This window comes from Nocardia speluncae NBRC 108251, assembly GCF_001613245.1.
Lineage (GTDB): Bacteria > Actinomycetota > Actinomycetes > Mycobacteriales > Mycobacteriaceae > Nocardia > Nocardia speluncae.
Window position 1 is genome coordinate 54,723 of the sequence record NZ_BDBZ01000041.1, and the last position, 24,110, is coordinate 78,832.

18 protein-coding genes are annotated in these 24,110 nt (G+C 67.4%); 9 read left to right on the forward strand and 9 right to left on the reverse strand.

The genetic code is table 11. The annotated features are described in order from the left end of the window. Window positions 1–142: 142 nt before the first annotated feature. Together NS6_RS30415 and NS6_RS30420 are read left to right on the forward strand one after the other, a co-directional pair. Window positions 143–2,497, forward strand: a complete 2,355-nt coding sequence (locus tag NS6_RS30415) for a DUF5682 family protein (RefSeq protein WP_068049241.1) — start codon at window positions 143–145, stop codon at window positions 2,495–2,497. Then, entirely contained in the window at window positions 2,494–3,672 is a 1,179-nt protein-coding gene (locus tag NS6_RS30420; RefSeq protein ID WP_068049243.1) for a VWA domain-containing protein, read from the forward strand. The genes NS6_RS30415 and NS6_RS30420 overlap by 4 nt, the downstream gene beginning before the upstream one ends. A gap of 220 nt (window positions 3,673–3,892) precedes the next feature. On the opposite strand, the gene NS6_RS30425 is transcribed toward NS6_RS30420, so the two are convergent. From NS6_RS30425 to NS6_RS30440, 4 genes are all read right to left on the reverse strand, one after another. Beyond that, a complete protein-coding gene (locus NS6_RS30425) occupies window positions 3,893–6,406 on the reverse strand; it encodes an ABC transporter permease (RefSeq protein ID WP_068049337.1) in 2,514 nt (837 codons plus the stop codon). Window positions 6,407–6,494: 88 nt separating this feature from the next. Beyond that, on the reverse strand, window positions 6,495–7,265 hold the full coding sequence (locus NS6_RS30430; protein ID WP_068049246.1) for an ABC transporter ATP-binding protein: 771 nt from the start codon (window positions 7,263–7,265) through the stop codon (window positions 6,495–6,497). A 384-nt stretch (window positions 7,266–7,649) separates the two neighbouring features. Beyond that, a complete protein-coding gene (locus NS6_RS30435) occupies window positions 7,650–9,491 on the reverse strand; it encodes a protein kinase domain-containing protein (RefSeq protein WP_068049249.1) in 1,842 nt (613 codons plus the stop codon). Between the two features lie 332 nt (window positions 9,492–9,823). Continuing rightward, window positions 9,824–11,161, reverse strand: a complete 1,338-nt coding sequence (locus NS6_RS30440; protein WP_068049251.1) for a serine/threonine-protein kinase — start codon at window positions 11,159–11,161, stop codon at window positions 9,824–9,826. Between the two features lie 110 nt (window positions 11,162–11,271). On the opposite strand from NS6_RS30440, the gene NS6_RS30445 reads away from it, so the two are divergent. Next, on the forward strand, window positions 11,272–12,042 hold the full coding sequence (locus NS6_RS30445; protein WP_068049253.1) for a deoxyribonuclease IV: 771 nt from the start codon (window positions 11,272–11,274) through the stop codon (window positions 12,040–12,042). Between the two features lie 577 nt (window positions 12,043–12,619). On the opposite strand, the gene NS6_RS30450 is transcribed toward NS6_RS30445, so the two are convergent. The 5 genes from NS6_RS30450 to NS6_RS30470 all read right to left on the reverse strand — a co-directional run bounded on the left by NS6_RS30450 (window position 12,620) and on the right by NS6_RS30470 (window position 17,768). Continuing rightward, window positions 12,620–13,744 carry an MCE family protein gene (locus NS6_RS30450; protein WP_068049339.1) on the reverse strand — a complete coding sequence of 375 codons (1,125 nt, stop codon included), beginning with the start codon at window positions 13,742–13,744 and terminating at the stop codon, window positions 12,620–12,622. A 313-nt stretch (window positions 13,745–14,057) separates the two neighbouring features. Continuing rightward, window positions 14,058–14,543 carry a glutathione peroxidase gene (locus NS6_RS30455; protein WP_068049255.1) on the reverse strand — a complete coding sequence of 162 codons (486 nt, stop codon included), beginning with the start codon at window positions 14,541–14,543 and terminating at the stop codon, window positions 14,058–14,060. After that, entirely contained in the window at window positions 14,540–15,763 is a 1,224-nt protein-coding gene (locus NS6_RS30460) for a cytochrome P450 (protein WP_068049257.1), read from the reverse strand. The genes NS6_RS30455 and NS6_RS30460 overlap by 4 nt, the downstream gene beginning before the upstream one ends. Continuing rightward, window positions 15,763–16,563, reverse strand: coding sequence for an SDR family oxidoreductase (locus NS6_RS30465; RefSeq protein WP_068049259.1), 801 nt, complete (start codon window positions 16,561–16,563; stop codon window positions 15,763–15,765). Before NS6_RS30465 ends, NS6_RS30460 begins: the two co-directional genes overlap by 1 nt. Beyond that, window positions 16,563–17,768, reverse strand: coding sequence for a cytochrome P450 (locus tag NS6_RS30470; protein ID WP_068049341.1), 1,206 nt, complete (start codon window positions 17,766–17,768; stop codon window positions 16,563–16,565). The genes NS6_RS30465 and NS6_RS30470 overlap by 1 nt, the downstream gene beginning before the upstream one ends. A 310-nt stretch (window positions 17,769–18,078) precedes the next feature. Between NS6_RS30470 and NS6_RS30475 the strand changes: the two genes are divergently transcribed. The 6 genes from NS6_RS30475 to NS6_RS30500 all read left to right on the forward strand — a co-directional run bounded on the left by NS6_RS30475 (window position 18,079) and on the right by NS6_RS30500 (window position 23,964). Further along, window positions 18,079–19,548 (forward strand): aldehyde dehydrogenase, encoded by a 1,470-nt coding sequence (locus NS6_RS30475; RefSeq protein WP_068049263.1) that lies wholly within the window; start codon window positions 18,079–18,081, stop codon window positions 19,546–19,548. A gap of 88 nt (window positions 19,549–19,636) precedes the next feature. Beyond that, window positions 19,637–20,386: an SDR family oxidoreductase gene (locus NS6_RS30480; RefSeq protein WP_068049265.1), complete on the forward strand. Its 750-nt coding sequence runs from the start codon at window positions 19,637–19,639 to the stop codon at window positions 20,384–20,386. Continuing rightward, complete coding sequence (locus NS6_RS30485) at window positions 20,386–21,399, forward strand: NAD(P)-dependent oxidoreductase (protein ID WP_084471555.1); 1,014 nt, start codon at window positions 20,386–20,388, stop codon at window positions 21,397–21,399. The genes NS6_RS30480 and NS6_RS30485 overlap by 1 nt, the downstream gene beginning before the upstream one ends. Continuing rightward, window positions 21,399–22,865 carry an FAD-dependent oxidoreductase gene (locus tag NS6_RS30490; RefSeq protein WP_068049267.1) on the forward strand — a complete coding sequence of 489 codons (1,467 nt, stop codon included), beginning with the start codon at window positions 21,399–21,401 and terminating at the stop codon, window positions 22,863–22,865. Before NS6_RS30485 ends, NS6_RS30490 begins: the two co-directional genes overlap by 1 nt. Window positions 22,866–22,883: 18 nt before the next feature. Next, entirely contained in the window at window positions 22,884–23,462 is a 579-nt protein-coding gene (locus NS6_RS30495) for a TetR/AcrR family transcriptional regulator (RefSeq protein ID WP_068049269.1), read from the forward strand. Between the two features lie 28 nt (window positions 23,463–23,490). Beyond that, the gene (locus NS6_RS30500) at window positions 23,491–23,964 is read left to right on the forward strand and encodes a nitroreductase family deazaflavin-dependent oxidoreductase (protein ID WP_068049270.1); all 474 of its coding nucleotides are present in this window, start codon (window positions 23,491–23,493) and stop codon (window positions 23,962–23,964) included. Window positions 23,965–24,110 lie beyond the last annotated feature (146 nt).

A 24,110-nucleotide genomic window follows, 5' to 3' on the forward strand; every position in this document is an offset into this window, starting at 1 on the left:
GTCAGGCCCGGAGGCGGTAGCGGAGCGTAACCACGCAGGGCCCTCGCTCATCCGCGATCCACACAGCATGAGCGAATCAGGCCCGGAGGCGGTAGCGCAGCGTAACCACGCAGGGCCCTCGCTCATCCGCGATCCACACAGCATGAGCGAATCAGGCCCGGAGGCGGTACATAGCACGAGCGGGTCCGGCGAGACCCGGATCTACGGAATACGGCACCACGGGCCGGGTTCGGCTCGCTCGCTGCGCTCCGCGCTCGAAGCGTTCCGGCCGGATATGGTCCTGATCGAGGGCCCGGCGGATGCGGATCCGCTGGTCCCGCATATGGCCTCCGCTGCGATGGAACCGCCGGTCGCGCTCCTGGGTTACGTTGCCGACGAACCGGCGCGCGCGGCATTCTGGCCGTATGCGGTGTTCTCTCCGGAATGGCAGGCACTGCGTTATGCCGTCGAAAACGGTATAGCGGTGCGGTTCTGCGATCTACCCGCCGCAATGGCATTGGCTGTGGAGGACAGCGGTAACGGCCGCGACGCCCTCGCCGAACTCGCCGCCGCGGGCGGTTACGACGACGCGGAACGCTGGTGGGATGCCGTGGTCGAATCGAGCACCGACGCCGCAACGTTCCCCGCGATCACCGAGGCCATGGCCACCTTGCGCGAAACCGCCCGCATCGAGCCGGCTTCCGACAGCGCTGCGGCCACCGGGCCCGGCCCGGCCGACGCCTCGGCAGCTCCCGGAGGGCCCACCACCGTGCCCGGTTCGCACACCGCAGAGGCGACCGGCCCCGGCGATCCCCACCCCGAGCCACTGGTTCTGGACCGGCACACCCTTGTCCGCGAGGCACATATGCGGCAGGTGCTGCGACAGGCCCGCAAGGACGGGGCCCGCCGGATCGCCGTCGTCTGTGGTGCGTGGCATGCTCCCGCGCTGTGCGATCCACTCGGCCCCGCAAACGCCGATCAACGCCTGCTGAAAGGTCTTCCGAAGGTCAAAGCGAAGCTGACCTGGGTGCCGTGGACGCATTCCCGTCTCGCCGCGGCCTCCGGCTACGGTGCGGGCGTCCCCTCCCCCGGCTGGTATCACCATCTGTTCACCGCCACCGAGCACCCGATCGCCTCCTGGCTCACCAAGGTGGCGCGTCTGCTACGCGGTCACGATCTGCCGGTGTCCAGTGCCCATATCATCGAAGCCGTTCGCCTCGCGGAAACCCTTGCTGCCCTGCGCTCGCGGCCGCTGGCAGGGCTGTCGGAGGTCACCGAGGCAACCCGGGCGGTGCTGTGCGAGGGCGACGATACGGTGTTGCGGCTGGTCGGTGCGGAACTGGTGGTGGGTGAGGCGCTCGGCGCCGTGCCGGCCGAAACGCCCACCGTGCCGTTGGAGGCCGATCTACGCGCACAGGCGCGCTCGCTGCGACTGAAACAAGAAGCGCTGTCCCGGACCCTGGACCTGGATCTGCGCAAGGCCCGCGATATCGCCAAATCGCGACTGCTGCATCGGCTGCGGCTACTCGGCGTGCACTGGGGTGTTCCCGAGACCGGTACGGCCGGGTCCACCGGAACATTCCGGGAAACCTGGGAACTGCGCTGGGAACCGGAATTCGCGGTCCGTGTGATCGAGGCGTCCCGCTGGGGTACCACTGTGCAGGCGGCCGCCGAGGCAAAGATCCTCGATACGGCGGGCGGGGACGGCAGCGGTGTGGCCGAACTGACCGACGCCCTGGAATTCGCACTGCTGGCGGAGCTACCGGGCGCCCTGGACGGCCTGATCCACCGGCTCGGTTCCGCGGCCGCGATCGACCACGACATCACCCACCTGCTCGCCGCGCTACCGGGTGTGCTGCGCACCCTGCGTTACGGCGATGTGCGCGGCACCGACACCTCGGCACTGGCCCAGGTCGCAGACAGCATGCTCGTGCGGATCTGCGCCGGTCTGCCGGCGGCGGTCACCGGGCTCGGCGACGAAACCGCCGCCGCCCTGCGCGCACAGCTGGATACGGTGAACACCGCGATACATACCCGCAACGACACCGAATCCACGCAACGCTGGCTGGCGGCGCTGGCGCGGCTGGCGGACCGGCCGGATATCCACGGGATGCTGACCGGCCGGATGGTGCGGCTGCTCTGCGATGCCGGCCGGTTCGACTCGGACGAGGCCTCGCGCAGGCTGGCCGCCGCGCTGTCGATCGGCAATACCGCGGGCGCGAAGGCGGCGTGGGTAGATGGTTTCGTCGGCGGCCGGGGATTGGTGCTGGTGCACGACCGAGCCCTGCTGCGCCTGGTCGACGACTGGCTCGCCGGGCTCACCGGCGACCAGTTCATGGAAGTGGTACCGCTGTTACGCCGCACCTTCGGTGCCTTCGAGTCGGGGGAACGCAGGGCCATCGGGTCGGCCGTCCGCGATACCGGCCCGGGTGCGCCGGCCGCGCGCACCGAGATCGATACAGAACGCGGAGCACTCGTATTGCGTGCTGTCGCAGAAATTTTGGGGGTACCGGCATGAACAGGACCGCACCACACCCTGTCCCGGAACATGAGCGGCTGCGCCGGTGGCGCCTCGTCCTCGGCACCGCGGCAGATCCCGCGCTCGGCGAGCTCACCGGAGCGGACGATGCGGCCGTCGACAAGGCGCTGGGCGCCGTGTACGACACGAATCGCGGGGGCGGCAGGCCCGGCGGTGAGCGATCCGGTGGCCTCGGTGGATCGGCACCACGGGTGGCTCGCTGGCTCGGTGATATCCGCACCTATTTTCCGTCGACCGTGGTGGAGGTGATGCAGCGGGATGCGGTGGAGCGGCTCGGCCTCACCCAGTTGCTGCTCGAACCCGAACTCATGGAGGCGGTCGAACCGGACGTTCACCTGGTCGGCACGCTGCTCAGCCTGAACCGGGTGATACCGGAGACCACCAAATCGACCGCCCGGATGGTGGTCGGCAAGGTCGTGAAGGAAATCGAGGAGCGGATCGCCGCACGCACCGTCGCCGCGGTGAGTGGGGCACTGAACCGGGCCACCCGCACCACCCGGCCCAAACCCCGCGATATCGACTTCGATCGCACCATCCGCAAGAACCTCGCCAATTATCTGCCCGAGCAGCGCACCATCATCGCCGAACATCTGGTCGGATACGGCAGGCGGTCGCAAGCGGTGCACCGTGACGTGATCCTGGCCATCGATCAATCCGGGTCGATGGCCTCCAGTGTCGTGTACTCCTCGGTATTCGGCGCGGTCCTGGCTTCCATGCGCGCGCTGCGCACCTCGCTGGTCGTCTTCGATACCGAGGTCGTCGATCTCACGGATAAGCTCAGCGATCCGGTCGATGTGCTGTTCGGTACCCAGCTCGGCGGCGGCACCTACATCAATCGCGCCATCGCCTATTGCGAGTCACTCATCACCCGCCCCACCGACAGCTTGTTCTTTCTGATCTCGGATCTCTACGAGGGCGGCGTACGCGAGGAGATGCTGCGGCGGATCAACGCGATGAAGGAAGCCGGGGTACAGGTGGTGGTGCTGCTGGCGCTGTCCGACGACGGCGCCCCCTCCTACGATCGCGAGAACGCCGCCGCACTGGCCGCGCTCGGCGTTCCCGCGTTCGCCTGCACCCCGGACCGTTTCCCGGACCTCCTGGCCGAAGCCCTCAACCGCGGCGACCTCAACCACTGGAGCACCGACCGGCGGTAACTCACCGGTACGACCCAGCCGCGACACAAACGCCAGGCTCCCCCGCCCCACTCGCGAGTCCTCGATTCCGTGCACCCGAATGGTCACCTCCGATGGTTCGGGGCCCGTCTCGTTCTGGAGCGACAGAGCGGGGGAGCGAAGCGGAGGAGCGTCGGAGTGAAGAACGAGACCCAGGGGGCCCCGAACCCCGCGCCGCCGAAGGCGGCGCCATAGATACAGCTCAGATATCGGCGATGGCCGCCAGCGGCGGAGTGCGGGCCGCACGCACCGCCGGCCAGAGCGCGGCCAGCACTCCCACCACAGCGGAACCGATCAGCATGTACACCAGCTGGTCCCACGGAACCGCGATCTGGTCCAGGCCGAGATCGCGCAGGGTGCGCAGGAATCCGACGCCGAGCCCCAGGCCCAGCACCGCCCCTACGAGTGCGCCGAAGACGGCGATGAGCATGGATTCCAGATAGATGGTGCGCCGGACCTGCGACCGCTGGGTACCGACCGCGCGCAACATGCCGATTTCGCGTCGCCGCTCCACCACCGACAGCGCGAGCGTATTGACGATCCCGAGCACGGCGATCACCACGGCCAGCGCGAGCAGGCCGTACAGAATGGCCAGCATATTGTTGATCTGCTTCGCGTTCTCGCCCTTGAACTCTTCGCGGTCCTGCACCTGGACGATCACGAATTCCTCGGTGGCCCGCTCCAGGTCGGTCCGCATCGCCGCCAGATCGGCATCGGGCGCCGCCTTGATGAGCACAACGGCCTCGGTCCGCATGGATACCGGCATCGCTTTCTCGTAGACCGCGGACGGCACGATCAGCGGCCCCAGTACCTGCGAATCCGCGTACACACCGGCCACGGTCAGCGGTATTTCGGCACCGCCCAGGGTGCTGATCACCAGCTGTTCACCGGCGCCGACCCCGTGCTCGGTCGCCTCGTCCTCGCCGAGCAGAATATCCGAATCCCCCAGTGCCGCCGTGCCACTGAGCATTTCGATATTCACGACCTGCTCGAGCGGCCCGTCCGGCGAGGTGCCGAATTCGTCGTCGTCGCCGATCTTCAGCGCAACTCCTCGTAGCCCCACGACATCGGCGGCCGCGGGTACCTTCTCCCGGACCGCATCGCTCGCGCCGGTCGGTACACCCATCATCGGCGGCCCGGCCAGGACATAGTCGGCTTCCACGCCTTGATCGACGAGCCGGGAGATACTGACCTTCGCCGATTCGCCCAACATCCCGATCGCGGTGACCAGCATCAATCCGAGAGTCAGTGCGAAGGCGGTGGCCGCGGTGCGCCGCGGATTGCGGACCGCGTTGTTGCGCGCCATCTGCCCGACCGGCCCGAACGGCCGGATCAGCCAGCCGAGTCCGGCCAGAACGGGTCGCGACAATGCCGGGGCGGCGAACAGCACGGCGAGGATCAGCCCCAGCGCGCCGACTCCGACGACCGCCGCGGCGCCGCCCCCGGTGTTCCGGGAGCCGAGCACCACGAGCAGCACACCCGCGACCGCGAGAACCGCGCCCGCGATCGTGCGCCCCCGCAGCGAGTCTCCGGCGGAGGCGAACTCTTCGCGCATCGCCTGCACCGGCGGAATCCGGGAGGCACGCCGGGCGGGTGCGTACGCGCTCACCACGGTCACCAGCAGCCCGACCGCAAAGGCCACCAGCACTGTGCGCGGCAGAACGGCCATGGTTCCGGTCGGCAGGCCGAGATCGAAGGCGTTCAGCACCGCGGCCAATCCGTAGGCGAGCGCGATACCCGCGAGCAGCCCGAGCAGGCTGCCGATGACACCGACGATCAGCGCCTCGGCGACCACCGAGCGGCCGACCTGCCCGCGGCCGGCGCCTACGGCACGTAGCAGTGCCAGTTCCCGCAGTCGCTGCGCCACCAGCATGGAGAAGGTGTTGTAGATGATGAAGGTGCCGACGATCAGCGCGATGGCGCCGAACGCGAGCAGAAAGTAGTTCAAGAAGTTCAGTGCTTCGGAGATTTCGGCCTTCATCTCCGCGCGGACCTGGTCCCCGTTCTGCGCTTTGTAGTCCGGGTAGAGCATGGACAGCCGGTCGCGCAGGGTATCGCCGGGGATACCTTCGGCCGCGATATCGAGATAGGCGACATGCATCCCGTCGGTGAACAGTTCCCTGGCCTGGGCCTCGGTGAACTGCACCCCGATGAAGCCACCGGTATCGGTGGCCGGGGCGTAGAGCCCGGTGACGGTCACATCGATCGGGCCGCCGTGCGAGGGCACCAGTACCTTGGTGCGATCGCCCACCGCGAGCCCGGCGCTTTCGGCGGCGCCGGTGTTGAGCGCGACCTGCCCCGGTTCGGCCGGCGGTCCGCCCGCGACGAACGGATCCGGCTGGGCGACCGATCGTTCGGGCGGCAGATAGGCCATACCGAAGCTCGGTGCCCCGCCGGTCTGCACGGCTTTCTTTCCGGCCGGGTCGAGGAGCACCACCGAACCCTCGATACCGGGCGCCACGGTGCGGACCCCGTCCATGGCGGCCACATCGTCGGCCACGTCCTGCGGGATACCGGGAGACCGCCGTTCTTCGGGACTCAACCGGACGTCCACCCCGGCGGCTTCATTGGCGAAGATCCCGTCGAAGGTGCGTTGCAGAGTATCGGTGAAGACAAAAGAGCCCGCGATGAACGCGGTCCCGAGCACCACCGACAGCAGCGTCAGCGCCAGCCGGACCTTGTGCGCGGCGAGATTGCGCAGGGCAACCGTGCGCATCGGATGTGCGGCCACTATCGGGTCTCCTGTGGTGTGCGGGGATACCCCGCACCCCGGTCGGTCCGGCGGATGGCTGCGCGGCGGTCGTTCACGGGACCTCCAGCGCCTTCATCCGGTCCAGCACGGTCTCCGCGGTCGGATCGCGCATCTCGTCGACGATCCGACCGTCGGCCAGGAAGATCACCCGGTCCGCGTACGCGGCGGCGGCGGGTTCGTGGGTGACGATGACAACCGTCTGACCGAATTCGTCCACTGCGGCCCGCAGAATCGACAGCACCTCACCGGAGGAGCGCGAGTCCAGGTTGCCGGTCGGTTCGTCCCCGAAGATGATCTCCGGTTTGCCCGCCAGTGCCCGCGCACACGCGACCCGCTGCTGCTGTCCACCGGACAGTTCGCTGGGCCGGTGGCCGAGCCGGTCCTCCAGGCCCAGCCGCTTCAGTACGGTCGCCAGCCATTCCGTTTCGGGCCGGCGCCCCGCGATATCGAGCGGCAGGGTGATGTTCTCCAGCGCGGTCAGCGTCGGTACCAGGTTGAACGCCTGGAAGACGAATCCGATCCGGTCCCGCCGCAAGGCGGTCATATCCTTGTCGGACAGGTCGGTGAGCTCGGTATCGCCGATCCGCACCTGCCCCGAGCTCGCCGCGTCCAATCCGGCCAGACAGTGCATGAGGGTGGATTTACCCGAACCCGACGGCCCCATGATGGCGGTGAATTCCCCGCGGGCGAGGTCGACCGATACCGCGTCCAGGGCCGTGACCCGGGTATCCCCGGACCCGTAGACCTTGGTGAGTTCGATGGCACCGGCGGCGACGGCGGACCCGGGGCCGGCCGAGTCCGTATCGACAGCATGAGCAGTCATGGGTCCAGTCTGTCGGGCCGCGCGCTGCCGCGCCATCCGGGATACCCCTGACCCCGGGGCTCGCACCGTCGTCCTCTGGTAGCGGGTTGTGTCACCCCCGACGCCTTCGAGTAGCCGCACCGCCAGACATTTGCGTCACTCTTCCGTGACAGGCCCACACGTATCCCAACGTGCCCAGCGGCACCGCCGAGTTCAACGAGGCCCCCGCAAAACCCAACGCAACCAACGGCGGCGCCGAGTTCAGCGAGGCCCTGAAAGGTTTCGGCCCGCCCCTGCTGTCAGCGCTCGAGACGATGCGGCGCAGCCGCGAACATCGAGTGCCGACAGCAGCGACCTCGGGGGGCCGAAACCCGCGCCGACGGAGGCGACGCAAATAAACACAGCTCAGTTCAGTGGTGCCGACTTCCACCAGGTAACCATCTCGGGGATGGTGCCGACGATGCCGTCGGTGTACATCAGGTACTGCGCCCGCTCCGGATGGTTGGTGAACACCGTGACCATTTTCGGGCCGTCGCTGTCCCATTTGTAGTTGGTGTAGGTGCGGCCACCGTTGGTATCGCTGGATTTCTCGGCCGTGGCGGGCAGGCCCTTCACAATCGAGTCCACCTCGGTGGCGGAGTCGTAGACGTAGATCCGGTAGAACGGGTCCTCATTGTTGCCACCGCCGTAGCAGCGCCACTGCCAGGCCCATTTTCCGAGATCGGGTTCACCGTCGTCCTGAGTGGGGGTGTAGCCGTCATCGGTTTCCCAGCATTTCGCGCCGTCGTAGCCGATTTCCTCGTCCTTGGTCGCGGGCACCAACCGGGGGAACTCTTTGCTGATCGAATCGGCGGTGGCCGGCACCTTGGCGACGGTGGTCTGAGTGCTGGTGGCGGCCCCTGCCCGGTTCCCGTTGCCGCTGTCGTCGCCGCTGGTGGCGAGGACCACGACACCGATCACCAGGCCGATCAGTACCACGAGACCGATACAGATGGCGGCGATGAGCCCGGTATTCGATTTGGCCGGCGGCGGCCCGCCCTGCGGCATCTGCCCCATCGGCTGTGGATAGCTGGTGGGCTGGGTGTAGGCACCCGACCCGCCACCGTACGGCTGGGCGGGGTTCGGATATCCCGGCCCGCTCCCGTAGTGCTGCTGGTGCATATCCACGCCGGGCCCGACCGGCTGCTGCTGGAACCCACCGGCGTACTGCGGCTGCTGCCCCTGCTGGACGCCGCTGACGTACGGCGGGGGCTGCTGGACACCACCGGCATACGGCTGGGCCTGGGTGCCGCTGGCATACGGCTGCGGCGCCGCGGTGCTCGGATACGGATTCGCGCCACTGCTGTACGGGACGTTCGGCGGCTGATATGTCGCCGCGACCGCGGTGGGCGGCGGCGGGACAGCGGGTGCCCCCGGAGAGGCCAGCGCCTGCTTCGCGGCCTCGGCGAACTCACTGCACGAGGCGAAGCGGTCGTCCGGGCGTTTGGCCATCGCCTTGGCCAGCACCACGTCCAGCGACGGTGGCAGTTCGGGCCGGGCCGCGCTCAGCGACGGCGGCGGCGATTGCAGATGCCCCTGGATCACGCCGGCCGGGTTGGTGGAAGTGAAGGGACCGTTGCCGGTGAGCAGCCAGTACAGCGAACACGCCAGCGAGTACTGATCCGAACGGTGGTCCAGATCGGCGCCGGTGAGCTGTTCGGGTGAGGCGTAGGCCAGCGTGGCAGTGAAAGTGCCGGTCTGGGTGAGATGCCCGGTGTCGTCGCGCAACCGCGCGATACCGAAATCGGTGAGGTAGACCCGTTCGCCGCGGCCGCCGGTGGATCGCGCCAACAGGATGTTGGCGGGTTTGACGTCGCGGTGCATCACCCCCATACCGTGCGCGTAGTCCAGCGCGGAGGCGGTTTCGGCGATGATCTGCACGGCCCGTTCGGGTGGCAGTTTCTGCGGATCGACAGATGCGGCATCGATCCCGTCGATGTACTGCATGGAGATCCACAGCTGCTCGTCTTCGAGGCCGCGGTCGTACACCGTGACGATATTGGGATGGTCGAGGCGGGCGACCAGATCGGCCTCCCGTTCGAATCTGGCGCGCACCTCCTTATCGAAGAACATCTCCCGATTCAGTAGTTTCAGCGCCGTCATCCGCGGCAGTCGCGGATGTTTCGCCAGGTAGACCGAGCCCATCCCACCCCGGCCGAGTTGCCGGTCGATGACATAGCCGGCGAAAACATCGCCGTTGGCCAGCATGTCCGCTCCAATTCCCGCCACGCCACCGGGACCCACCGGCAGCACCTGCGTAGACGAAAAGCGTGACCGGACCGCAGCGGTTCGGTCACGCGAAATCATCGAAACCATAGCAGGAGTCGATGCTGCACCGACGGCTCTCGCCTCCGGGCAAACCAGCACGCGAGACGCCCACCGCGCCCGGCGCGGGGATCGGCTTCGCCGGGTCGGACCCGCCCATTCATACTGCCGCGCCGGCTGTGGCCGGATCCGCGGCAGGCTCCACCCTCGACGAGGTGACCCACTTTTCGTCCCGGCGGGAGCGGCCGGACCGGTGGACTGCGATGGTCGGCCGGTCAGGGCGTAGCGCCGGGGCGCGGCGGCGGACCACCCGTATCGGTCGGGTCGGTGCCCGGGCGACGGCGGAAGCCGGGCAGATCGATGACCGCGGGGTCTGCGGGTTGCGCGCGGGGCGGATCGACCGGGCGGGGGAGGTCGCCGGGGCCACGATTCCCAGGGCCGGGTGGCCGGAACTCGTTCGGGGCGGGCGGGGTCTGCCCTGCGTTCGGCGGCGGGCGATTACCGGCGAATCCGGGCTGCGGGCCGGCGCCACGAGGCCGGCGGAATTCGCTGGACCCGTGCGATGGGATCGCCGGACCCGGCTGCCGGTATTCGCTGGACGCGTGCCGCGGCGGAACCATTCCCGCCTGGCGGTACTCGGTGGACCGGTACGGCGGCGGCGCACCCCGCCCGCCCGGCTGCCCGAACTCCCCGGAACCGTGGACGGGACCGCCGGAGCCGTGCCGGGGTCCGGGACGCAAGCGCACGCCCGGCCCAGGAACCCGCCCGCCACGCGGACCCGGAGGCCGCAGCGCCAGCTGAGCGGCGGCGGCGAACTCGGCACAGCTCAGGAATCGCTGCGCCGGATTCTTGGCCAGGGCACGCGCCATGACTTCGTCCAGTCGCGGCGGCAGCCCGGGCCGGATCCGGCTCAGCCGCGGAACCGGTGCGGTGAGATGGGCCTGGATGAGTTCGGCCGGGTTGGTGCCCGGATACGGGCCGGATCCGGTGAGCAACCAGAACAGCGTGCAGGCCAGCGAATACTGGTCACCGCGATGATCCAGTTTCGCGCCCGTGAGCTGTTCGGGCGCAGCGTAGGCAAGGGTCGCGGTGATGGTATCGGCGGCGGCGATGGTGGTTTCGGCGTCACGCACCCCGGCGATACCGAAATCGGTGAGCAGCACCCTTTCCGGCTGCCCGATGGGCGGCTTGGCGAGCAGGATATTGCCCGGTTTCACATCCCGGTGCAGCACACCGTTGGCGTGCGCGAAGTCCAGGGCGACCCCGGTATCGGCGATGATCTGCACCGCCCGGCGCGGATCCAGGACCTGCACGTCCACCAGCGACGCATCGGCCCCGGGCACATACTGCATCGAGATCCACAGTTGTTTTCCCTCGGCGCCGCGGTCGTAGACGGTAACGATGTTGGGGTGTTCGAGCCGGCCGGCCAGTTCGGATTCGCGTTCGAAGCGCAACCGGATCTCCCTGTCGGAGTACAGGTCCGGGTTGAGCAGTTTGAGGGCCACCAGCCGGGGCAGCCGTGGATGTCTGGCAAGGAAGACCATCCCCATCCCGCCGACACCCAGGCGTCGTCGGATGAGATAGCCCGCGAAGTCCTCACCAGGCTGGAGCATCGCCGAATTCCCCCTCGTCGGGTCGTGCACGATTCTACCGGTGTATCTTCCCGCACCGCCCCGGCGCAAGGCGAGGGCCCGGTGTCGGTGACGGCCGATAGGCTGACGGTATGCGCATTGGAGCACACGTCCGGATGGACAGCGACCCGATCGGGTACGGCGAGCAACTCGGCGCCGATGTCGTACAACTGTTCGTGGTGGATCCGCAGAGCTGGGACAAACCCGTACCCCATCCCGCCACCGAGCAGATCCTCGCCAGTCCGATCGATGTGGTGGTCCACTCCTCGTATCAGATCAATGTGGCCAGCACGAACAACCGGCTGCGGATGCCTTCCCGCAACGCGGTGGCCCTGCAGGCGCAGGCAGCCGCCGATATCGGCGCGTTCGGCCTGGTCGTGCACGGTGGTCATGTGCGGTCCGACGAGGAGATCGAGGCCGGTTTCGTCAACTGGCGCAAACTGTTCGAACGCCAACAGGACAAGGGCGGTTTCGCGGTGCCGATCCTGATCGAGAACACCGCCGGCGGAAACCACGCCATGGCCCGGCATTTCGATACGATCGCCCGCCTGTGGGACGCGGTCGGCGAATACGGCGCCGGATTCTGCCTGGACACCTGCCACGCGTGGGCGGGCGGCGAAGACCTGGTGGGTGTGGTGGAACGGATCCGGGCAATCACCGGCCGGATCGACCTGGTGCACCTGAACTCCTCGCGCGACGCCTTCGATTCCGGCGCCGACCGGCATGCCAATTTCGCCTCCGGCACCATCGACCCCGAACTGCTCGCGGAGGTGTGCCGCAGCGCAGACGCACCGGTGGTGCTGGAAACCCCGGCCGAAGGTATGGCCGAGGATCTCGCCTACCTCCGCGAACATATCGGGTAGGAGCACACCCGCGGGGTCGAACCCGGATCCGGCTTCGCGCCGGGCGACGGCCCGATCGGTGCCGGCGGCCGGCTGGTACGCGCCACTGATCGACGCTACGACACCCCCGGCGCTCAGCGGCCTGCTCCCGAGGTGGCCTCCCCGCCGTGCTCGAGGCCGTCCACAGGGGCCGGCCGGGACCGGCGCGGCGTGATCTGCGTCCTTCCGGGCAAACCCGGTCGTACCTGCCGGGTGCACGATGAGCGACACTGTTTCCTATGCATTACCGGCCACCGACCGATAGGCCCGTCGAGACACCGTTCGATCCGGTGGCCGGCTCCGGCTCCTCCTGTACCACCGGAGCCGCCGGGTGAGGCGGCATCGCACCGCCCGTGGTCCACGGGGTCGCCCACGCGACGAACTTCGTGCTCCGGCGCATCGCCGGCCGACCGTACATCCCAACCCGGCGGCGCTCACAGATAAGCCGTGTGGTGGCGTAATGTGTGTCCGCCCGGGTCCCGGTCGACCGGATGAGCAGCCCTGACCTGCGGTTACATTCTCGCCACGGTCGCCTGCACCGCGTCGGCGGACCGTCCGGTCATCGCATCCCCGGCAGACCGCCGAAGAGCACCTGAAACACCGTCTGGTGGTTTTGGTAGATGCGGGTCGACGGGATGTACGGATGCACCTCGGCGGTGTCGGTAACCACGTAGTCGGCGTGGCTGCCGGGTACCCGGTTGAGCACTCCTTCGCAGCGGGGTCCGCCGGTGGCATTCACCTTGGGCAGGTCTTCGGGGTACTTGTAGGCCTCGGCGCCGTACATGAAGCCTGCATTGAAGGACGCGCCGGGAACGCGGCCGCCGACCAGGTCCTCGGCCAGCGGCATCGCGGTGGCCAGGCCGCGGATCGTGCAGTCCAGTGCGGGGCGGTAGGTGTTCAACAGCTCGGTGGTGGGCCGGAGCAGGTCCAGTGCGGTGCCGAGATTCTGTTCGTTCTCGGCGAGCACCGCACCGGTGGTGTCGGCCAGGCCGATCGTCTCCAGCAGCAGGCTGTCGAAGTTCTGCTCGTTGTCGGTGAGGGTGTGACTGAGGGCGGTGGCGTTGTCGACGGTGCGGAGCAGGGCCGGGGCGGTATCGGCGTAGAGGTTGGTTACGTGGGCGCCGGCCTGGAAGTCGTGGCGCAGCGCGGGCATGCTCGGGTTGATTTCGCGTAGCAGCCGGTCGGCGTTCACCAGCAGGTCGCCGAGCCGCTCGCCGCGGCCTTGCAGGGCCGTGCCGAGGGCGGTGAGGGTGGCGTTGAGTTTCGCCGGTTCCACCATCTCGAGCACTTCGGTGAGCCGTTCGAACAGGGTGTTGAATTCGACGGTCACCGATTCACCGCGCAGTACCTGTCCGGGCCGCAGCCGGCCCGCCGGGTCGGCGGGTTCGACGAAGTTCACGTATTTGGCGCCGAACACAGTGGTGGAACGGATATCCACGAGTGCGTTTGCCGGGACGAGGCCCATGAGGTCGGGGTTCATATCGAGTTCGAGGCGGACCTCCCCGTTCTCGCTTTCGACCGTGCCCACCCGGCCTACTTCTGCACCGCGGAATTTCACCTTGGCATCGGGATCCATGACGAGACCGCTGCGCGGGACCAGCACGGCGACGTGCTTTTCCGGGGTGAAGCCCCCGAGGAACATCGTCAGCGAGACCACCACGAGAAGGACCAGCACCAGCATCATGGCCAGCGCCGCGAGCTTGTACTGCACGGCGTTCCAGATCTTGCGCCGTGTCGTCGTGTGCCGATCGGACCGGGTGTGTACGGGTACCACCACTCACCTGCCTTGCGCTGTTCGGCACCCCGTTGCGCCGAACTGAACCGGAATTATGTCCAGACAGTTGTCCATGTTATGGGTGATTCAACCCGGCCGGTACGGTTTTCGCCGATTACGCCCGAAATTCGCCGCGGCACGACATCTTCGCAGGTAGAAAGTGAAAAAGGCCCGCTCACCACTGGGGTGAACGGGCCTCGATCATAAGCCGTTACGGCATCGGTTACAGCGTTTTCTCGATCGCCGCGACCAGCGTGTCCGCATCCGGTGCGGTGGTCGGCCGGAATCGGCCCGCCACGGTCCCGTCGCGGCTGATCAGGAACTTTTCGAAGTTCCACTGCACATCGCCGGCGGCGCCCTCCGCGTCAGGGGTCTCGACGACCTCCCGGTACAGCGGATGCCGGCCGTCACCGTTCACATCGGCCTTCTCGAGCAGCGGGAAATCGACCCCGTAGGTGGTCGAGCAGAACCGCTCGATCTCCTCGGCGCTCCCCGGCTCCTGACCCATGAACTGGTTACACGGGAAGCCGACGACGCTGAAACCGCGGTCGCCGTAAGTTTTCTGCAATTCGACGAGACCGCTGTACTGCGGGGTCAGACCACATTTCGACGCAACATTGACCAGCAGGACCGCCCGGTCACCCACCAGCTCACCGAGCGTGGTCGCCGAACCGGACAGCGTGTTCACCGGAATATCTCGGACGTTCATTCGTAGCGCACCTGCCAACTCTTGATCCCGTTGATCCACCCCGAACGCAACCGTACCGGATGGGATACCGATACCAGGTCGGGCATGGCATCGGCGATCGCGTTGAACATCAGGTCGATTTCCAGCCGCGCGAGGTTGGCGCCCACACAGTAGTGGGTGCCGGTCCCGCCGAATCCGACGTGTGGATTGGGGTCGCGCAGGATATCGAAGGAGAACGGCTTCTCGAAGCCGGCCTCGTCGAAATTGGCGGAGCTGTAGAACAATCCGAGGCGCTGCCCCTTCTTTATTTCCTGCCCACCCAGCACATGATCGGCGGTGGCGGTGCGCTGGAACGCGGTTACCGGGGTGGCCCAGCGCACAATCTCGTCCGGCGCGGTGCGCGGGCGCTGTTCCCGGTACAGCTGCCACTGTTCCGGATTGTCCACGAACGCCTTCATTCCGTGCGTAATGGCATTACGGGTGGTTTCGTTGCCGGCGACCGCGAGCAGGATGACGAAGAAACCGAACTCGTCGGAAGCCAGGCCCTCACCGTCGACGTCGGCGTTCACCAGCTGAGTGACGATATCGTCGGCCGGGCACCCCCGGCGCTGCTCGGCCATATTCCAGGCGTAGCCCAGGATCTCCGCGGACGCGACGGTGGGATCGCCGTATTCGGGGTCGTCGTAGTTGAGCATCTGGTTCGACCAGTCGAACACCTTGCGCCGGTCTTCCTGCGGCACCCCGAGCAGTTCGGCGATCGCCTGCAGAGGCAGTTCACAGGCGACCTGGGTGACGAAATCGCCGCCGCCGGCCTTCTTCGCCTCGTACACGATCTTGTGCGCCCGCTCGGTGAGGGCTTCACGCAACCCTTCCACCGCGCGCGGGGTGAAACCCTTGGAGACGATCCGGCGCACCTTGGAGTGTTTGGGCGGATCCATATTCACCAGCAGCGCACCGGTCAGTTCCATCTGATCCGGGGTGATATCGCCGGGCAGCCGGACGATGGAACCCTTCTGCTGCGACGAGTACAGTTCCGGGTTGCGCGACAGTTCCTTGACGTCTTCCAGGGTGCTGACCACCCAGTACCCGCCGTCGTTGAAACCACCCGAGGCTTCGTCGCTCTGGGCGTTCCACCACACCGGGGAGGTTCGCCGCAGCATCGCGAATTCCTCGACCGGGCTGCGTTGTTCCCAGAGGCCGGGGTCGGTGAAATCGAAACCCGGGGGCAGTGCGGTTGTCATCAGGATTCCTTTCCGTCTTCCGGCAGCGACCGCAGCGGCGCTTCCGGTTGCACCTCGACGAGCACCAGGTGCGCGCCACGCGGGGTGCCCACGACCGCCGAGACCGCGCGCGCCAGATCGCTCGCGCGCAGCATGTACGGATGCCGGGCCAGCCCCCACGACTGCCAGGACTCCAGCAGTGGGCCCACGACCTCGGGGGCGGCATTCATCCCCATACCGGTCACCGTCGGACCCGGCCGTACCAGCGAGGCGCGGATTCCGGTGCCCTCGAGTTCCATCCGCAGCTGCTGCACCATGGCCTCGACCCCGGCTTTGGCCGCGCTGTACGCACCGTTCCACGGTCGCGGATGCGGCGCGCAGTCGGAGCTGATCAGCACCACATCGCCGCGGCGGCGTGCCGTCATGCCGGACAGGACCGCATGCGCCATCCGGTGTGCGCCGATCAGATGGATCTGCACCTGATGCGCGAAATCCGCGGGGGCCATGTCCTGGATGAGGCCGAATTCGATATCGCCGGCCCCGGAAACCAGGATCTCGGTGGGCCCGATCGCCTCTTCGGCCGCGGCCACGAAGTCGTCTACGGAGGACTGGTCGGTGACGTCGAGCCGGTGCGCGAACGCGGTCCCGCCGTCCGCGCGAATCTTGCCGGCCAGATCCTCGAGCACTTCCACCCGGCGCGCGCCCAGCGCCACCGGATGTCCCTGTGCAGCCAGTTCCACCGCGGTGGCCGCGCCGATGCCGGACGACGCACCGGCAACAATGGCGGGCCGCTTCTCGGGATGGGGTTCGAACCGGGGCATTACCGCACCTCCACGGTGATGGGGAGCTTGGCGAAGCCCCGCACATTGCTCGAGTGCACGCGTTCGATGCCGTCCTCGCGCACCCGGTAGGACTTGACGCGCGAGGCGAATTCGCGCAGGGCGACGGTGGCCTCCAACCGGGCCAGATGGGCACCGAGGCAGAAGTGCACACCAGCGCCGAAGCTGGCGAGGTTACCTTTTTCGACGCGGTCGAGATCGAAACTGTCGCCGTCGTCGAACACTTCCGCGTCCCGGTTGGCCGAGCCGATCAACAGCAGCACTTTGGCACCGGCCGGAATCACCTTGCCGTGGTATTCGAGGTCCTCGGTGGCCGTCCGCGCGACCATTTGACTGGACGTGTCGTAGCGCAGGGTCTCCTCGACCCAATCCGAGACGCGTTCCGGATCGTCGGCGACCTTGGTGTACTGCTCCGGGTTGCGGGATGCCCAGTACAGGGCATTGCCGAGCAGTTTGGTGGTGGTCTCGTTACCGGCGACGACCATCAGGAACATGAAGCCGATGATTTCGTCGTCGGTGAGCGAATCGCCGTCGATTTCGGCGTCCAGCAACGCGGAGGTGAGATCGTCGGTGGGGTGCTCGCGACGTTCGGCGACCATGTTCGCGTAGTAGACGACCAGGTTCAGCGAGGCCTCGATCGCCGAATCCGGGACGTCGGTGACGCCGTCCTCGCGGTGCATGACCATATCGGCCATGCGGCGGATCTCGGCGCGATCGGCGGCCGGTACGCCCATCATCTCGGAGATGACATCCATCGGCAGTTTGCCGGCGACTTCCTCTATCCAGTCGAATTCACCGCGTTCGAGGGCAGGTACCAGGTATTCGACGGTGAGCTCGTGGATACGCGCTTCCATATCCGCGACCCGTTTCGGCGTGAAACCTTTGAACACCAGGCGCCGCATCCGCATATGCCGGGGATCGTCCATGGCGAGGAACGACATGGTGCGATGGGCGTCGGGGCCCCAGGCGGCCGGGTCGAGGGAGACGCCGTTGGCGTTGGACAACTGTGTCGCGAGGCGGAAGCCGTTTGTCACATCGGTATGCCTGGACAGCGCGTAGAAATCGAGTTGCGCGTTGTAATAGAGCGGGGCCTCCGCGCGCAGCCGGGCGTACGTCGGGTACGGGTCCTCATGGAAGACGTAGTCGTACGGGTCGAACGTCACCGGCTCCAACGATGCTGCCGTCATCGGATCCACCTCTGTTTCGATAACGAGTTCTCGCCGGACAGGGCGGTGCAACCGCCAGGGGGAGACACATAGCTGGACATGTGTCTGGACGGTACCAGCGGCGCGGCGCCGCGACAATGATCGTACGAGAATCAACCGGTCGAACGGGACGGTCATCGGCGGCCGACACCACATTCCGCCTCACCCCACAGCGCCGGACAACATCGGTCACGATCGACGAAGAGCCACCTGGGATAGAACGGGTTCTTGCACTACCAGAAGAGTCCGGACTATATTCCGTACACCTGTCCAGACAGTATTGGGGTCTTTCATGAACAGTCTTCTGCCCGGCGACAGCTCCCGGCTTCTGATCGGCGGTAGCCTCGTCGCCGGCGGCAACGGCGTGTTCGACAATGTGAATCCGGCGACCGAAGAGGTCATCGGCACCGCGGCCGACGCAGACGCGGCCGATATGAACGCCGCCATCGCCGCCGCCCGCACCGCCTTCGACGAGACCGGCTGGTCCCGCGACCATGCCTTCCGGGTGCGCTGCCTGGAACAGCTGCAGGCGGCACTGAAAGCGCATGCGGAAGAACTACGCGAGATCACCATCGCCGAGGTGGGCGCCCCGATCATGTTCACCAGCGGCCCGCAGCTGGAGGGCCCGATCGAGGATCTGAGCTTCGCCGCCCGGCTGGCCGCGGACTATGAATGGGAAACCGAACTCGGCGTAGCGGCCCCGATGGGGATCAGCACCCACCGCGTGATCCGGCGCGAGGCGGTCGGCGTGGTCGGGGCGATCACGCCGTGGAACTTCCCGCATCAGATCAACTTCGCGAAACTCGGCCCGGCCCTGGCGGCGGGCAACACCATCGTCCTGAAACCGGCCCCCGACACCCCGTGGTGCGCGGCGGCGCTCGGTTCGATCATCACCGAGGAAACCGATATCCCGCCCGGTGTGGTCAATATCGTCACCTCGTCCGATCACGGTCTGGGCGCCCAGCTCTCCGGCGATCCCCGCGTCGATCTGATCAGTTTCACCGGCTCCACCGGTACCGGGCGCGCCGTCATGTCCTCGGCCGCGTCGAATCTGAAGAAGACCTTCCTCGAGCTGGGTGGCAAATCCGCCTTCATCGTGCTCGACGACGCCGACCTTGCCACCGCCGTGAGCTACGCCGGTTTCTCGCTGTGCGTCCACGCCGGCCAGGGTTGCGCCCTGACCACCCGGCTGCTGGTGCCCCGCGGCCGGTACGACGAAGCGGTCGAGGCCGTCGCGGCCACCATGAGCGGAATCCGTCCCGGCGATCCCACCTCCCCGGGCACGGTCTGTGGTCCGGTGATCTCCGACCGCCAGCGCTCGCGGGTGCTCGGCTATATCGACAGTGCCCGCGCCGACGGCGGCCGCATCGTCACCGGTGGCGGACGCCCGGCCGAACACGAGCGCGGCTTCTTCGTCGAACCCACCGTGATCGCCGACCTCGACAACAGTGCGAAGGCCGCCCAGGAGGAGATCTTCGGTCCGGTCCTGGTGGTGCTGCCTTACGACGGCGACGACGACGCGGTCCGGATCGCCAACGATTCCCCCTATGGTTTGTCGGGCGCGGTCTGGGGCAAGGACCCCGAGCGGATCAGGCGGATCACCGACGGGGTGCGCACCGGAACCCTGGGCGTGAACGGCGGTATGTGGTACAGCGCCGACGCCCCGTTCGGCGGCTACAAACAGTCCGGTATCGGCCGCGAGATGGGGGCCGCCGGCTTCGAGGAGTACCTCGAGACCAAGCTCGTCGCGACCGCACAGTAGCCGTGGTACACGGACCGCACAGTAGCCGCGCAGTAATCCGAAACTACTTCCCCACCAGGCTTTCCACAGCAGCGAGGAGCTCCATCCCATGGCTCGTTTCACCGGTCGCACCGCCATCGTCACCGGCGCCGCCCGCGGTATCGGCGAGGTCTACGCGCAGGCGCTGGCTGCCGAAGGCGCATCCGTCGTCGTCGCGGACCTGAACGCCGAGGGCGGTACAGCCGTCGCCGACAAGATCGTGGCCGACGGCGGCACCGCATCGTTTCATCCGGTCGACGTCTCCGATCCGGAATCGGCCGGGGCACTGGCCGATTTCACCATCGAGAAGTACGGCAAAATCGACCATCTGGTCAACAACGCCGCCATCTACGGCGGGATGAAACTGGATCTGCTGCTCACCGTGCCGTGGGACTACTACCAGAAGTTCATGTCGGTGAACCTGGACGGCGCGCTGGTGATGACCCGCGCGGTATGGCAGAACATGGCCGCGAACGGGGGCGGCTCGATTGTGAACCAATCATCGACGGCCGCCTACGTATACAGCGGTTTCTACGGCCTGGCCAAGGTCGGGATCAACGGCCTCACCCAGCAGCTGGCGACCGAACTCGGCGGCTCGAATATCCGGATCAACGCGATCGCCCCCGGCCCCACCGATACCGAGGCCACCAAGACCACCACGCCCGAGAGCATCGTCAAGGACATGGTCAGCCGGCTGCCGCTCAAGCGGATGGGCACCCCGCAAGATTTGGCCGGCGCCCTGCTGTACCTGCTCTCCGACGATGCGAAATGGGTTACCGGACAGATTTTCTGCGTCGACGGCGGTCAGGTGATCCGCTGATGAGCGGCGCCACCAGGGTCGGTTTCATCGGCCTGGGCGATATGGGCGCGCCGATGGCGAAGAAGCTGCTGGACTGGTCCGGCGGGCTCACTGTCTGCGATACCCGGCCCGAGGCCGTGCAGCCCTTCACCGAGGCCGGCGCCGAGGCCGCCGGCAGCCCGGCCGAGCTCGCCGCGAAATGCGGTGTCATCTGTATCGCAGTGGTGAACGACCAGCAGGTCCGCACCGTACTGACCGGCGAGAACGGCGTGTTGAGCACTGCCGCGCCGGGCACCGTGGTGGCCGTGCACTCCACTATCGGCGACGAATCGGCCGTCGAATTCGCCCGGCTGTGCACCGAACGCGGCGTGGAGCTGGTCGACGCCCCGATCAGCGGCGGCGCCGCGGGCGCGAACAGCGGACGGCTCGCGGTGATGGCCGGCGGCAGCGAAAGCGCCGTGGCCACTGCGCGGGAACCCTTCCGCTGCTTCGCCGATCTGGTCGTGCACGCGGGCGAGGTCGGGGCCGGTACGCGCATGAAGCTGGCCCGCAACCTGCTGCATTTCATCTCGTTCACCGCCGCCACCGAGGCGCAGCGACTGGCCGAGGCCGCCGGACTCGATATCACCGCGCTCGGCAAGGTGGTCCGCCATTCGGACGCGGTGACCGGCGGCGCCGGTTCGATCATGCTGCGCGATACCACCGCACCTATCGCAGAAGGCGACTTCTGGCTGCCGATCCTCACGCACGTCCGCGAACTCGGCGAAAAAGATCTGTCCCTGGCGCTGGAGCTCGGCGGCCGGGTAGGCACCGAGCTCCCGCTGGCCACCCTTGCGCTGTCGCGTTTCGGCGACGGGCTCGGGGTCGGGCAAGGCGAGATCTCGGCCGGATGGCAACCCGCCCCCGCCGCTCAGCGAGACCGGTCGGGCACTGCGGGGGCTTCCCGTGGCAGCATCGCCGGGCAGGAGGGCACCGCTGCCGGGCAGCAGGATGCCACCCTCACGGCGCCCGACGACAGTAAGGAATCCGAATAATGGCCGACGCCACCACCCTCCGACCGCTGTCCGCCACCGAGGTCACCGAATGGGACCGCACCACCGGCGTGGTCGTCGCCGGCTACGGGATCGCCGGGGTCTGCGCCTCGATCGAGGCTGCGCGGGCCGGGGCGCAGGTTCTGATCCTGGAACGCACCAGCGGCTGGGGTGGGGCGGCGGCCTTGGCCGGCGGGTTCATCTACCTCGGCGGCGGAACACCGTTGCAGCGTGCACTGGGCTTCGAGGACAGTCCGGAGAACATGGAGAAATTCATGGTCGCCGCCCTCGGGCCCGGAGCCGACCGGGAAAAGATCGCCGACTACTGCCGCGGCAGCGTCGAACACTACGAATGGCTGGTCGCCAACGGTGTTCCCTTCAAGGAGGAGTTCTGGGGGGAACCCGGCTGGGAACCGCCGCACGACGAGGGCCTCATGTATTCCGGTGGCGAGAACGCCGCCCCGTTCAACACCATCGCGGACCCGGCGCCGCGCGGACACGTTCCGCAGATGACGAACAAGCGGACGGGTTCCAAGGGCGGCGGCTACATGCTGATGAAACCGCTCGCCGAAACCGCCGAAAAGCTCGGTGTGACGGCCGAATACGACACCCGGATCCAGCGGTTGATCGTGGACGGCGACCGGGTTGTCGGCGTGGTGGCCAAACAGTACGGCAAGGAGCTGACCATCCGCGCCGAACACGGGGTCGTGCTGGCCACGGGCAGTTTCGCCTATCACGACCAGATGATCGAAGGTTTCGCACCGCGGCTCATCGGCCGCCCGGGTGCCGCCATCGAGGAGCACGACGGTATTGCCATCCGGCTGGCCCAGGCTTTGGGCGCCGATCTGGCGCATATGGACGCCACCGAGGTCGCGTTCTTCGGAGACCCGCAGATGATGGCGCGCGGCATCCTCGTCAACGCCCGCGGGCAGCGCTACGTCCCGGAGGACACCTATCCGGGCCGGATCGGTCAGATGACGCTGTTCCATCAGGAGAATCAGGCGTATCTGATCATCGGTGAAGCCGCCTACGAGGAATCGCTCACCACCGAGACCTCCACCCCGTTCTTCCGGCAGCCGCCCACCTGGGCCGCGGAAACCGTCGCCGAACTCGAATCCGATATCGGCCTGCCCGAACTCGCCCTGCAGACCACCGTCGAGCTCTACAACAAGCACGCCGAGAACGGCAAGGACCCGCTGCTCGGAAAGAAACCGGAGTGGACCAAACCGCTCGAGGGACCGTTCGCGGCCTTCGATATGCGCAACTTCACCGCGGGATTCACCCTGGGCGGTTTACGCACCGACCTGGATTCGCGGGTTCTGCATGTCGACGGCCGGCCGATCGCCGGCCTGTTCGCCGCGGGTCGCTGCACCTCCGGCGTCTGCGCGGGCGGCTACGCCAGCGGAACATCCCTGGGCGACGGCAGCTTCTACGGCCGCCGGGCCGGGATTGCGGTCGCGAAAACGTGAAACGGTACATTCAGGCACATGTCCGAAGGTGAACCTCTCGTCGTCGAAGCGACCCGTCGCCGCCTGTCCGCGAAACAGGCCGATACGGTCGACAAACTGACGAAGGCGGCGGTGGAGGTGCTCACGCGCGAAGGCTTCGCGGGGATGACCATTCGTATGGTCGCCGCCGCGGCCGGTGTGGGTACCGCCACCGCGTACACCTATTTCTCGTCCAAAGAGCACCTCGTCGCCGAGATCTTCTGGCGGCGGCTCGTGGCGGCGGATTCCCCGGTCAGCCACGATCCCGACCCCACCGTGCGGGTGGTGGCCGAACTGCGCTCCATCGCCCTGCTGGTCGCCGACGATCAGGAAGTCGCCGGTGCGGTCACCAGCGCCCTGCTGGGCCGCGACCCCGATGTGGCGCATCTGCGGGCCCGGATCGGCCTGGAGATCCGCACCCGGATAGAGCGTGCCCTCGGCCCCGGCGCCGATCCGGAAATCGTCGTCTCCCTGGAACTCGTCTACGCGGGCGCACTGGTACGGGCCGGGATGGGGTACGCGTCCTACGCCGATATCGCCGACCTCATCGAGAAATCGGCCCTGTTGATCCTGCGCTGAGCAGCGGAAGAAAGCTTCGGTAAAACTGATGGACCGGCCCAAACAACTCGACTCGTCCCTGGTTCCCACGATCATCAAATACATGTCCAAGGTCAACACCTGGGCGTACAAACGCACCGGTGGCCGCATCGGCGGGAATTGGCGCGTCGGGGCGGGGTTCCGCAATCCGGTGCCTACGCTGCTGCTCGACCATACCGGCCGCAAATCCGGTAAGCAGTTCACGATCCCGCTGCTCTACCTGCGCGACGGCGCGAATACCGTCATCGTCGCCTCCCAGGGCGGGCTACCGAAGAACCCGCAGTGGTACTACAACCTGGTCGCACAGCCGGATACCACGATCCAGGTCGGCAAGGACCGGACCTCGGTCCGCGCCCGCCTCGCCGAGGACACCGAACGCGAACGGCTGTGGCCGCAACTGCTCGAGTTGTACGCGGATTTCGCCAGCTACCAGTCCTGGACGGAACGTAAGATCCCGATTTTCGTTCTGGAACCGCGCACCTGACGCTGCGCCGGGCCCGGCTGCCCCAGGCACGCGATCCGGGTGCACCGTGCACCCGGATCGAACAAGCCCGAATTCGGACTGAGCGCCCCTGTGCCATCACGATTGCGGCTCCTACCACCGGCGAGCCCGGCGAAATGCCGCTACCC